Origin of the sequence: Pseudomonas sp. EYE_354 (assembly GCF_023148575.1) — a bacterium.
Taxonomy (GTDB): Bacteria; Pseudomonadota; Gammaproteobacteria; order Pseudomonadales; family Pseudomonadaceae; genus Aquipseudomonas.
The window spans coordinates 139,551-152,176 of the sequence record NZ_JAHXNQ010000011.1 but is presented as its reverse complement, the minus strand read 5'-3'; the positions used below and the strand labels follow the sequence as shown (position 1 = coordinate 152,176).

Below are 12,626 nucleotides of genomic sequence, written 5' to 3'. Positions count from 1 at the left end.
GATCACCAAGTCATCGTATAACTTCTGCTTGACACTCCCCGAAAACCCCGCAAATATCGCCTCCAATGTTGTACGACGACGTATAACAAACAATAAAAACAACAAAAGAAAGGGAGCATCACTGTGCGTCAATTCGTCCGCAATTCCTCCGCGCGTCTCGGTCTTGTCAGCCTCGGCAGCCTGGCCTTCACCCTGCCCCTCAGCGCCCACGCCGACGGTTTTGTCGACGACGCCAAGGCCACGCTGAACCTGCGCAACGCCTACTTCAATCGCAACTTCACCAACCCGGCCAACGCCCAGGGCAAGGCCGAAGAGTGGACGCAGAGTTTCATTCTCGATGCCAAGTCCGGCTTCACCCAAGGCACCGTGGGCTTCGGGCTTGACGTGCTGGGCCTGTATTCGCAGAAGCTCGACGGCGGCAAAGGCACCGGCGGCACGCAGTTGCTGCCGATCCACGACGACGGCCGCCCCGCCGATAACTTCGGGCGTCTGGGCGTGGCGCTGAAGACCAAGCTGTCGAAGACCGAATTGAAAGTCGGCGAATGGATGCCGGTGCTGCCGATCCTGCGTTCCGACGATGGCCGCTCCCTGCCCCAGACCTTCCGCGGGGGTCAGGTGACTTCCAACGAAATCGCCGGCCTGACCCTCTACGGCGGCCAGTTCCGTGGCAACAGCCCGCGCAACGACGCGAGCATGGAAGACATGTTCATGAACGGCAAAGCGGCGTTCACCTCCGACCGTTTCAACTTCGGCGGCGGCGAATACACCTTCAACGACAAGCGCACCCAGGTAGGCCTGTGGTACGCCGAGTTGACCGACATTTACCAGCAACAGTACGTCAACTTCACCCACAGCCAGCCAGTGGGCGACTGGACCCTGGGCGCCAACCTGGGCTTCTTCAACGGCAAGGAAGACGGCAGCGCCCTGGCCGGCGACCTCGATAACAAGACCACCTTCGCCCTGCTCTCGGCCAAATACGGCGGCAACACCTTCTACGTGGGCCTGCAAAAACTCACCGGCGACAGCGTGTGGATGCGGGTCAACGGCACCAGCGGCGGCACCCTGGCCAACGACAGCTACAACTCCAGCTATGACAACGCCAAGGAAAAATCCTGGCAGTTGCGCCATGACTTCAACTTCGCAGTGCTCGGCGTGCCGGGGCTGACCCTGATGAACCGCTATATCAGCGGCAGCAATGTGCACACCGGGGCCATCACCGATGGCAAGGAATGGGGCCGCGAGTCGGAGCTGGCCTATACCGTGCAGAGCGGTGCGTTGAAGAACCTCAACGTGAAGTGGCGCAACGCGACCATGCGTCGGGACTTCAGCACCAATGAGTTCGATGAAAACCGGATCTTCATCAGCTACCCGCTTTCACTGCTTTAACCGGGGGAGAAAGCACCCTGGCCTCCCTTTGTGGCGAGCGGGCTTGCCCGCGTCGGGGCGCGGCGTGTTGGGGCTGCTGCGCAGCCCAGCGCGGGGCAAGCCCGCTCACCACAAAGAGTCTGTTCACCACATAGAGCCTGCTCACCACGACCACCAGGGGCTTACCGGGGACTCCGTCCATCGCACACCGCATTTTTGAACAATCGCGCGTTGACAACCTGAGGCGCCCTAACAATACTTCGGCATAGTCATACGACAACCTACAACAAAAAATTGGAATCTCCATGACCACCATCGCCCCAGTTCCCTTCAACCGCCTCCTCCTCACCGGTGCCGCCGGCGGCCTCGGCAAAGTGCTGCGTGAGCGTCTGCGCCCTTATGCTCAGGTACTGCGCCTGTCGGACATCGCCGACATGGCCCCGGCGACCGACGCCCGCGAAGAAGTGCAGCCCTGCGACCTCGCCGACAAACAAGCGGTGCACCACCTGGTCGAAGGCGTCGATGCCATCCTGCACTTTGGCGGTGTGTCCGTAGAGCGTTCCTTCGAAGAAGTGCTGGGCGCCAATATCAGCGGCACCTTCCATATCTACGAAGCCGCGCGGCGCCATGGGGTCAAACGCGTGATTTTCGCCAGTTCCAACCATGTGATCGGCTTTTATAAGCAAACCGAAACACTCGATGCCCATTCGCCTCGCCGCCCGGACAGCTACTACGGCCTGTCCAAGTCCTACGGCGAAGACATGGCCAGTTTCTACTTCGATCGCTACGGCATCGAGACCGTGAGTATCCGCATCGGCTCCTCGTTCCCGCAGCCGCAGAACCGCCGAATGATGCACACCTGGCTGAGCTTCGACGACCTCACCCAACTGCTCGAACGCGCGCTATACACGCCGGACGTCGGCCACACCGTGGTCTACGGCGTGTCGGACAACCTCGACACCTGGTGGGACAACCGCTACGCCGCGCACCTGGGTTTCGCGCCCAAGGACAGCTCGGAGGTGTTCCGCGCCCAGGTCGAAGCCCAGCCTCCCGTGGCCGCCGATGACCCCGCAGCGGTCTATCAAGGCGGCGCGTTCTGCGCGGCCGGGCCGTTCGGTGACTGACATCACACCAGGGAGTGAGTGGCCATGAACGCCGAACTGATCGTCGACGCCCGCAATACCGTGGGCGAATGCCCGGTATGGGTGCCTGAAGAAAATGCGCTGTATTGGGTGGATATCCCCAACGGCGGGCTGCAACGCTGGAACGCCGGCAGCGGCCACGTCGCCGCCTGGAAAGCCCCGCAGATGCTCGCTTGCATCGCTCGCACCGATGCGGGTAATTGGGTTGCCGGCATGGAAACCGGCTTTTTCCAACTCACCGCACACAACGACGGCAGCCTCGACAGCACGCTGCTGGCCGGCGTGCAGCACCCGCGCCCGGATATGCGCCTCAACGACGGCCGCTGTGATCGCCAGGGCCGCTTCTGGGCCGGCAGCATGGTGCTGAACATGGGCCTGAATGCGGCCGAGGGCACGCTCTACCGCTATGCATCCGGCGCCCTTCCCCATGCGCAGTTGGACGGGTTCATCACCCTTAATGGCCTGGCCTTCAGCCCCGATGGCCGCACGATGTACGCCTCGGACTCGCACCCGTTGGTGCAGCAGATCTGGGCGTTCGATTACGACATCGACACCGGCACCCCGTCCAACCGCCGCGTATTTGTCGACATGCAGCCGTTCCCGGGCCGCCCCGACGGTGCCGCCGTTGACGCCGACGGCTGCTACTGGATCTGCGCCAACGACGCCGGTCTGATTCACCGTTTCACCCCCGATGGCCGCCTGGACCGGTCAATTGCCGTGCCGGTGAAAAAACCCACCATGTGCGCCTTTGGCGGCAGCCGCCTGGACACCTTGTTCGTCACCTCCATCCGTGACGACCAAAGCGACCAGTCCATCGCCGGCGGCGTGTTCGCCCTCAACCCCGGCGTCAAAGGACTACCCGAACCCTGTTTCACCCTCTAGCTGCACCGCTGCGCCTTGAATACAACAATAAAAACTCAGGAATGACATCCCATGGACTTCAAACGCACCTTGCTCGCCGCTGCATTTCCACTCGTCGCCACCCTCAGCAGCGCCGCCCACGCGCTGGAAATCAAATTCGCCGACATCCACCCCGCCGGCTACCCCACCGTCGTCGCCGAAGAAAACATGGGCAAGGCCCTGACCAAAGCCAGCAACGGCGAACTCACCTTCAAGTACTTCCCCGGCGGTGTGTTGGGCTCCGAGAAAGAGGTCGTCGAACAGGCCCAGGTCGGCGCGGTGCAGATGACCCGCGTCAGCCTGGGCATCGTCGGGCCGGTGGTGCCGGATGTGAACGTGTTCAACCTGCCGTTTGTATTCCGCGACCAGGCGCATATGCGCAAGATCATCGACGGCGAAATCGGCGATGAGATCCTCGCCAAAATCACCGACTCCGAGTTCGGCCTGGTGGCCCTGGCCTGGATGGACGGCGGCACACGTAACCTCTACACCAAAAAGCCCGTGCGCAAGATCGAAGACCTCAAGGGCATGAAGATCCGCGTGCAAGGCAACCCGATTTTCATCGAAGCCTTCAACGCAATGGGCGCCAATGGAATCGCCATGGACACCGGCGAAATCTTCAGCGCCTTGCAGACCGGCGTCATTGACGGCGCGGAGAACAACCCGCCGACGATGCTCGAGCACAACCACTACCAGAACGCCAAGTACTACACCCTCACCGAGCACCTGATCCTGCCCGAGCCCATCGTGATGTCGAAAATCACCTGGAACAAACTCACGCCTGACCAGCAGGACATGGTGAAAAAAGCGGCCAAGGCCGCCCAGGCCGATGAGCGCGTGCTGTGGGACGCCAAGTCCGCCAGCAGTGAGGAAAAACTCAAGAAAGCCGGCGTCGAGTTCATCAGCGTCGACAAAAAACCTTTCTATGACGCCACCGCCCCCGTGCGTGCCAAGTACGGCGCGCCCTACGCCGACCTGATCAAGCGTATCGACGCCGTTCAGTAACGCCCTCCCCTCCTGCAAAGGCCCGGCGCGTTTGGTACTCACGCGCCGGGTTACGGTGAACGCCATGAAGAATTTACTGCTGCGCATCAACGACCGCATCTACATGACCTGCATCTGGGTCGCCGGCCTCTCGGTTCTCGGCGTCGCACTGATCATTCCCTGGGGCATCTTTGCCCGTTACATCCTCGGCACCGGCGCCAGTTGGCCGGAGCCCACCGCAATTCTGCTGATGCTGGTGTTCACCTTTATCGGCGCGGCCGCCAGCTATCGCGCCGGCGCGCATATGTCGGTCGCGATGGTCGTTGACCGTCTGCCGGCCACCCAGCGCCGCCTCGTCGGCATCTTCTCGCAACTGTTGATGGCGACCATCTGCCTGTTCATGGCCATTTGGGGCACCAAGCTGTGCCTGTCCACCTGGAACCAGTTCATGAGCGCTATCCCTACCCTGCGCGTGGGCATCACCTATATGCCGATCCCGATTGGCGGCGTACTGACGCTGATCTTCGTGGTGGAAAAACTCCTGCTCGGTGACCAGAGCAACCGGCGCGTGGTGCGCTTTGACCTGGTGGAAGAAAGCGAAGGGGCTGCCTGATATGGACGCATTGATTTTGTTGGGCAGCTTTATCGCCTTGATCGTGATCGGCATGCCGGTGGCCTATGCCCTTGGGCTGTCGGCACTGATTGGCGCGTGGTGGATCGACATTCCGTTTCAGGCCCTGATGATTCAGGTGGCCGGCGGGGTGAACAAGTTTTCGCTGATGGCGATTCCGTTCTTTGTCCTGGCCGGGGCGATCATGGCCGAGGGCGGCATGTCGCGGCGGCTGGTGGCGTTTGCCGGGGTGCTGGTGGGCTTCGTGCGCGGCGGCCTGTCGTTGGTGAACATCGTAGCGTCGACGTTTTTTGGCGCGATTTCCGGCTCGTCGGTGGCCGATACCGCGTCGGTCGGCTCGGTGCTGATTCCGGAAATGGAACGTCGCGGCTACCCGCGGGAATTCGCCACGGCGGTGACCGTCAGCGGCTCGGTGCAGGCGCTGTTGACGCCGCCCAGCCACAACTCGGTGCTCTACTCCCTGGCGGCCGGCGGCACGGTGTCCATCGCCTCGCTGTTCATGGCCGGCGTAGTGCCGGGGCTGTTAATGAGCGCGTGCCTGATGGTGCTGTGCCTGATCTTCGCCAAGAAACGCGACTACCCCAAGGGCGAAGTCATCCCCCTCAAGCAGGCGTTGAAGATTGCTGCCGATGCGCTGTGGGGCTTGATGGCCATGGTGATCATCCTTGGCGGCATCCTGTCGGGCATCTTCACTGCGACTGAATCTGCCGCGATCGCCGTGTTGTGGGCGTTCTTCGTGACCATGTTCATCTACCGCGACTACAAGTGGAACGAGCTGCCCAAGCTGATGCACCGCACGGTGCGCACGATTTCCATCGTGATGATCCTGATCGCCTTCGCCGCCAGCTTCGGCTACATCATGACCCTGATGCAGATCCCGGCGAAGATCACCACGCTGTTCCTGACCCTGTCGGACAACCGCTACGTGATCCTGATGTGCATCAACGTCATGCTGCTGTTGCTCGGCACAGTGATGGACATGGCCCCGCTGATTTTGATCCTCACCCCGATTCTGCTGCCGGTGGTGCTGGGTATCGGCGTCGACCCTGTGCACTTCGGCATGATCATGCTGGTGAACCTCGGCATCGGCCTGATTACGCCGCCGGTGGGGGCGGTGCTGTTTGTCGGCGCGGCGGTGGGCAAGACTACCATCGAGAAAACCGTCAAGGCGCTGCTGCCGTTCTACGGTGTGCTGTTCCTGATCTTGATAGCCGTGACCTACATCCCCGCCCTGTCGCTGTGGCTGCCGAGTGTGGTGCTGTGATGATTGAGCTGGAAGATAACCTGACCCACCTGAGCCTTAACCCGGCCGTGGGTGGGAGCCTGGTCAACTGGACCGTGCGCGCCAGCGGGCAACCGCTGTTGCGGCATAACGACCCGCACAGCGAACTGCCGGGCAAGCTGGGCTGCTATCCCTTGGCGCCCTGGTCCAACCGCATTGCCGAAGGGGGGTTCGCCAACCCCGACGGCTGGCTGGCCCTGACGCCTAATAGCCCCACCGACCCCTTTGCGATCCATGGTTCAGCCTGGCAACAGGCATGGACGGTGGTCAGCCAGACAACGGATGAAGTGGTGCTACAGGTGCTGTGCGCGACGCCGTTTGCCTATCGGGCCGAGCAGCGGATTCGGTTGAACAATGGCGAACTGAGTATCGCGTTGCGCGTGACCCATCTGGCCGAAAAAGCCGCGTGGCACGGACTTGGACTGCACCCCTACTTCCCGCGCCAACCGGGGACGCGGTTGCAGGCCAGGGCCGCGCAGGTGTGGATGAGTGAGGCGAGCAAGTTACCTACGGAGTTGGCGGCGATTCCGGATGCCTGGGATTTCCAGGCGCTGAAAAACCTGCCCGAGGGCCTGGTGGACAACGGCTTTTGCCAGTGGGACGGGCGTTGCCGGATCGAACAGCCCGAGCTGGGCTATGCCCTGGACTGCCAGGCCAGCGGCGCCGATTACTTCCTGCTGTACTGCCCGCCAGGGTTGGGGTTCTTTTGCATCGAGCCGGTGAGTCATCCGGTGAATGCCCATCACCTGCCAGGCAGGCCAGGCCTGGCGTTGCTGGAGCACGGCCAATCCGCGCAGCTGGATTTCACCTTGAAATACAGCCGCCTCCCCTAATCGCTCGCCGGTCTGTCAGGGAGGGCTGTTTTTCAGGCGCCCGGCGGTGTCGATGCTCACCACCACCGACAACCCCGGCCGCAACAGCTCGCTCTCGGCCTGATTCGGGTCCACCGTAATGCGCACCGGCACCCGCTGGGCAATCTTCACAAAGTTGCCGGTGGCATTGTCCGCCTGCAACAGGCTGAACTCCGAACCGGTGGCCGGAGAAATATGCTGCACCGTGCCATGAAACGTGCGGTGGTTCAGCGCATCCACGGTGAACGTCACCGGCTGGCCGACCTGCACGTTGTGCATCTGGGTTTCTTTCATATTGGCGATCACCCACAGCTGCTTCGGCACCAGGGCCATCAACTGTGCGCCGGAGTTGACGTAGGCGCCCAGGCGCACACCAATCTGCCCCAACTGACCGTCACGCGGCGCGGTGATGCGCGTGTTGGACAGGTCAATGCGCGCCAGCTCCACCGCCGCATCGGCACTGGCTACCGCCGCTTCCAGGGAGCCACGATTGACGATCACCGTCTGCAGGTCCTGCCGGGCGATTTCCAGGCTGGCCTGGGCCTGTGCCACAGCGGCGATGGTCTGGGCATTGGCGGCACGGGTCACGTCCAACTCACGCTTGGACACCGAGCCGTCGCTGATCAGCGCTTCGTTGCGGCGCAGGTCGGCGGTGCTTTTACGCGCCTGGGCCTGGCTGTCGACCAACGCGGCCTGGCGCAGTTTGATGGTGGCTTCGGCACTGTTGCGCTGCTGCACCACATTCGCCAAGGCGGCCTTCTGCACCGCCAGTTGCGCCAGCGCCTGGTCGAGGCGCTGTTTGTAGATGCGATCATCCAGGCGCACCAGCAAATCGCCGGCCTTGACGTACTGGAAGTCCTGCACCGGCACTTCAAACACATAACCGCTGAGCTGCGGGCCAATGATCGTCACCTGGCCGCGCACCAGGGCGTTTTCGGTGGTTTCCACCGCACTGCTGAACGGCGGCAATTGCCAGGCATACAGCACGATCAACACGCCGACGATGGCAATCGCGGCAAAGCCCAGGGACGACAGAATGCGCACCCGCAGCGAGCGCGGTTGCGTCACCGTAGCGCCGGGCGGCGTGCTGCCTTCGGGGGTGGATGCGATGGCGGTGGTGGTGGTGGTCGTTGAAGGTTCGGTCATGAAGAGGCGCCGCTGGGTTGAACGGGAGGGGCTGCTTTGGTTGTGCTCATCAGCCACAGACTGCGGATAAAAATCCAGGTCATGGTCAGCATCGCGATAATCGCAATCAGCATGAAGACATCGTTGTACGCCATCACGTTCGCCTCACGGGTCGCCGCGGTGGCCAGGCTGCGAATGCCCATGAGGTTGCGCAGCTCCGGGTCGGCGACGAGCCCGCCATAGGCCGAACCGCCGCTCTGCACCCGCGCGGCCACACGTGGGTCAAGCAGGGTCAGGTGTTCGACGATCATGCTGGAGTGATACTTCTCACGCACGACCTGGAACGTACCGAGCAACGCTGCGCCAATCAGGCCGCCGAGGTTCTGGCAAATGCCGAACATCACCGAAAAGCTCACCAGATTGCGCGGGTTCGTCAGCACGTTTTTCGTGCCCAACACCATGGTCGGCCCCAGAAAAAACGTGCCGCCGAAGCCTAGCAGGAACTGGCTGATGTAGAGGTTCTGCGGACGCGTGAGGTTGCTGGAGAAACTGTCCATCACCGAGCCCACCGCCATCAGCGCCAGGGAAATCACCAACGGCATCAGCAGGTGCGCCGGGTTGATGGTCAATGCGCTGACCAGCAGCCCGCTGATCGCGCCGGCCAGCATCACCACGTAGAGGGTGTGCATCTGCTCATAGCTCATGTTGAGCATCTGCATGAACCCCACCGCCCCGGTGGACTGCTCGGACAGCACCATACGGATCAAAATCACCGCCAGGGCCAGGCGGATCATGGTGCCGCTGCCCAGCCAGCGGGTCATCAACATCGGGTTGGCGCGGTTATGCTCGATGGCCAGACCGGCCATGATCAACACCAGGGAACAGGCCGACGCGACGCCGATCCACGGCGCCTCCAGCCACCAGTCGATACGCCCCAGGGACAGCACCGCACACAATAGCGCGACGCCACTGGCCAGGATGCCGAAGGTGAGGAAGTCGAGTTTTTCAAAGGTCTTGAAACGGTCGCCCGGCGGCAGCTTGAGCAAAAACACACAACCCAGGCAGATCAGCGCCATGCCCAGTTCGAACAAGTACAAGCCTCGCCATTCGGCGATTTGCAGCAAGTCTTCAGAGAACAGACGCGCCAGCGGCAACGCCAACTGCGCCGTACCCAACCCCAGCACCAGCGATTTGAGCCGCCACTTGGCCGGGAACGCCTGGATCATGTAGTACAAACCCAACGAACTGAGCGCCGCGCCGACCATCCCGTGAGCGGCCCGCACGGCAATGGCCGAGTTGAGGTCGTTGACGAACAAATGGCCGAAGGTCACCAGCGCGTACAGCACCAGGAACACTTCGGTAAACGCACGCAGGCCGAATTGCTGGCGGAACTTCACCAGTAGCAGGTTCATGCACACGTTGGTCATTACATAGGCGGCGGGCAGCCAGGCCATTTCGGCGGTGGTCGCGCCGAGGGCGCCTTGCAGGTATTGCAGGTTGGCGATGACCAGCGCGTTACCCAGGCCACCGGTGATGGCGACCAGCACACCGACGAGCGCATACAGCCAGCGCTTGTGCGTGGGGTGCCACGGCGTTGACGGCGAGCCGGGCAGGCTCGGGCGTTCGTGGGGTTCCCAGGTGTGGGGGGTGTATTTGTTCATTCGATGACCTGGATGGGCCGACGGGTGCGGTCGGTGAAATCATTATTCAGAGTAGTAAAGCTGAGGGGGGTTCATCTTGTCATGTCTGGGGGGATGGGGGGTGGGGGGTGGGGGGTGGGGGGTGGGATGGGGGGCATATCCGTTATTTGTGTGATGGCGGCTTAGGGTTCCGCTCTTACAGCGGGTCACTTTGGAAAAGCCCCAAAGTAACCAAAGCGAGTACATATCCGTTGCTGCGGTCACGGCCACTTAGGGTTCCGCTTTTACAGCGGGTCACTTTTGGAAAGAGCCCAAAAGTAACCAAAAGGCTCTTGCCCCAACACTCGGCACCTCGCTCAGGCTCGGTGTGCCCTCACTCCGGTTTGAATCCGTGGGCCGCCGCCACGCGCCATCCATGGCGCGGGGCGGCTAACCCGGCGTCCTGCCGGGTTACCCACGGATTCAAACCTGCGTTCGGCCAGCGTGTTTGACGGGGCGCCTGAGATCAAAAGCAAGATCAAGAGCAGAAGCAAAGCAAAGCAAAGCAAAGCAAAGCAAAGCAAAGCAAAGCAAAGCAAAGGCAGACCGGGGGCAGCTGATACACCCGCCCCCACAACCGGTCGGCTCTAAGGCCGCCGCGCTCTTGCTTTTGATCTCGGATCGCCCCGTTAAACACGCTGGCCTCACGCAGGGTTTGGCGCGTGGGTAACCCGGCAGGACGCCGGGTTAGCCGCACTGGGCCATGGATGGCCCATTGCGGCGGCCCACGCGCCAAAGCCTGCGGGAGGGCATGCCGAGCCCAGGCGAGGCACCGAGTGTTGGGGCAAGAGCCTTTTGGTTACTTTTGGGCCTTTCCAAAAGTGACCCGCTGTAAGAGCGGAACCCTAAGCAGCCGTGACCGCAGCAACGGATATGTACACATTCCAACCCACGACCTGGTCGGCCCAGAGGCCGCCGCGCTTTTGCTTTTGATCTCGGATCGCCCCGTCAAACCTGCGTAAGGGCATGCAGAGCCCAAGCGAGGCACCGAGTGTTGGGGCGAAGGCCTTTTGGTTACTTTTGGGCCTTTCCAAAAGTGACCCGCTGTAAGAGCGGAACCCCAAGTGGCCGTGACCGCAGCAACGGATATGTACACATTCCACCCCATGACCTGGTCGGCCCAAAGGCCGCCATCGAGCCCAATTGGATCGTCGCCCCCCCCTCCAAATCAGATCCAACCCAGCCAACTCCAATAGGTCGCCGCAAACACCAACATCAACCCATACCCCACCAGCGTCACCAACACCCCCACCTTGGCAAACTGCCGCGCCGTAAACGTCCCGGTCCCCAGGCACACCATATTCTGCGGCGCATTGATCGGCAGGATAAACCCATAGCTCATCACAAACCCCAACAGCATCGTCATGCCCAACCGACTGAACTCCCCCGGCAAGGTCTGCAGCACCGCAATCAAGATCGGCAATAACGCCGAGGTCAACGCCGTGGCGCTGGCAAACCCCAGGTGGATCACGATCAAAAACGCCCCAAGGATCGCAAACACCCCCAACGGCCCCACCTGATCCAGCCCCGTGTGCGCCACGACAGCAGCGCCCAGCCACTGCCCGGCCTGGGTGGTCAACAACGCGGTACCCAGGCTGATGCCCACACCGAACACAATCACCGTGCCCCACGGAATTCGCGATTGCACATCTTTCCAGGTCATCACGCCGATGCCCGGCAACAACAAACACACCAAGCCTGCGTAGGTAGTCGAGGTGGTGTCGAAGTTGTGCAGGCGCCCCTCCGTCGCCCAGGCCAGCAGCAGTAACAACGACACGCTGAGCAGGCGTTTCTGCGGTCCGGTCATCGGGCCGATGTCCAGCAACGATTGCGCCACTGCCTCCTTGCCACCAGGGATGCTATCGGTTTCCGGCGGCAGTAGTTTGAGCACCAGAAACAGCAGCACCGCCGACATGATCAGCGCCCACGGTGCGCCGGCAATCAGCCAGTCGATCCACGACACGCGCTGGCCAAGCATTTTGTCCATAAAGCCCACGGTGAGCAGGTTCTGCGCGGCGGCGGTCTGGATGCCGACGTTCCAGATGCTGGTGCCCTGGGCCACCACGATCATGATCCCGGCGGCGATGTTCGAACGTTTGTCGACGCCAAAAGCGGCGATCACGCCCATCATGATCGGCACCACGCAGGCACTGCGCGCGGTGGCGCTGGGCACCACCAGGCTGAGCAGGATGGTCACCGCAATCGCTCCCAGCAGGATTCGGCGAGTGCTGGTGCCGACGCGGCTCAAGGTGACCAGGGCGATGCGCCGGTCCAGGCCGGTGTGGGTCATGGCCGCCGCGATGAACAGCGCGCCCGCCACCAACGCCAACGCCGGGTTGGAGAACCCGGTGAGGGCCATGCTGATGGCCGGGCTGGTGCCGATCAGGTGCGTGGGGTCCTGCAGGGACGGCGCGGTGCCGAGCAAAAACGCCATGAGCGAGGTAATCATGATCGCGCTGGCCTCGTAGGACACCGCCTCGGTGATCCACACCACCACCGCAAATGCCAGGATCGCCAGCATCCGCTGGCCCGCCACCGGCAAGTCAGCAGGCAGCGGCAACAACAGCACACCGGCCATCACCAGCACGGCGACCACCAGGCCCAGGGGCAACTTGAATGATTCAGTGGTTGTTGCGGGGGCGTTCATGGATGCTCCGGCGCTTTGAA

General features: G+C 62.2%; 10 protein-coding genes. 7 read left to right on the top strand and 3 right to left on the bottom strand.

The features are described 5' to 3' along the window. Nucleotides 1-123: 123 nt before the first annotated feature. From KZX66_RS16905 to KZX66_RS16875, 7 genes are all read left to right on the top strand, one after another. Nucleotides 124-1,386, top strand: a complete 1,263-nt coding sequence (locus KZX66_RS16905) for an OprD family porin (RefSeq protein ID WP_248081451.1) — start codon at nucleotides 124-126, stop codon at nucleotides 1,384-1,386. Between the two features lie 284 nt (nucleotides 1,387-1,670). After that, the gene (locus KZX66_RS16900; RefSeq protein WP_248081448.1) at nucleotides 1,671-2,489 is read left to right on the top strand and encodes an NAD(P)-dependent oxidoreductase; all 819 of its coding nucleotides are present in this window, start codon (nucleotides 1,671-1,673) and stop codon (nucleotides 2,487-2,489) included. A gap of 24 nt (nucleotides 2,490-2,513) precedes the next feature. Beyond that, nucleotides 2,514-3,389 carry an SMP-30/gluconolactonase/LRE family protein gene (locus tag KZX66_RS16895; protein ID WP_248081446.1) on the top strand — a complete coding sequence of 292 codons (876 nt, stop codon included), beginning with the start codon at nucleotides 2,514-2,516 and terminating at the stop codon, nucleotides 3,387-3,389. Nucleotides 3,390-3,440: 51 nt separating this feature from the next. Further along, complete coding sequence (locus KZX66_RS16890) at nucleotides 3,441-4,412, top strand: TRAP transporter substrate-binding protein (RefSeq protein WP_248081443.1); 972 nt, start codon at nucleotides 3,441-3,443, stop codon at nucleotides 4,410-4,412. 64 nt (nucleotides 4,413-4,476) lie between these two features. Then, nucleotides 4,477-5,004 carry a TRAP transporter small permease gene (locus tag KZX66_RS16885; RefSeq protein WP_248081441.1) on the top strand — a complete coding sequence of 176 codons (528 nt, stop codon included), beginning with the start codon at nucleotides 4,477-4,479 and terminating at the stop codon, nucleotides 5,002-5,004. Nucleotide 5,005: 1 nt separating this feature from the next. Beyond that, entirely contained in the window at nucleotides 5,006-6,286 is a 1,281-nt protein-coding gene (locus tag KZX66_RS16880) for a TRAP transporter large permease (RefSeq protein ID WP_248081439.1), read from the top strand. Continuing rightward, nucleotides 6,286-7,137, top strand: coding sequence for an aldose 1-epimerase (locus tag KZX66_RS16875; protein WP_248081437.1), 852 nt, complete (start codon nucleotides 6,286-6,288; stop codon nucleotides 7,135-7,137). Before KZX66_RS16880 ends, KZX66_RS16875 begins: the two co-directional genes overlap by 1 nt. Before the next feature lie 15 nt (nucleotides 7,138-7,152). Here the strand turns inward: KZX66_RS16875 and KZX66_RS16870 are convergent, their stop codons facing one another. The 3 genes from KZX66_RS16870 to KZX66_RS16860 form a co-directional block, all read right to left on the bottom strand. Then, the gene (locus tag KZX66_RS16870; protein WP_248081434.1) at nucleotides 7,153-8,301 is read right to left on the bottom strand and encodes an HlyD family secretion protein; all 1,149 of its coding nucleotides are present in this window, start codon (nucleotides 8,299-8,301) and stop codon (nucleotides 7,153-7,155) included. Then, complete coding sequence (locus tag KZX66_RS16865; protein WP_248081432.1) at nucleotides 8,298-9,941, bottom strand: MFS transporter; 1,644 nt, start codon at nucleotides 9,939-9,941, stop codon at nucleotides 8,298-8,300. Before KZX66_RS16865 ends, KZX66_RS16870 begins: the two co-directional genes overlap by 4 nt. Nucleotides 9,942-11,127: 1,186 nt before the next feature. After that, on the bottom strand, nucleotides 11,128-12,606 hold the full coding sequence (locus tag KZX66_RS16860; protein ID WP_248081430.1) for a DASS family sodium-coupled anion symporter: 1,479 nt from the start codon (nucleotides 12,604-12,606) through the stop codon (nucleotides 11,128-11,130). Between the last annotated feature and the right edge of the window lie 20 nt (nucleotides 12,607-12,626).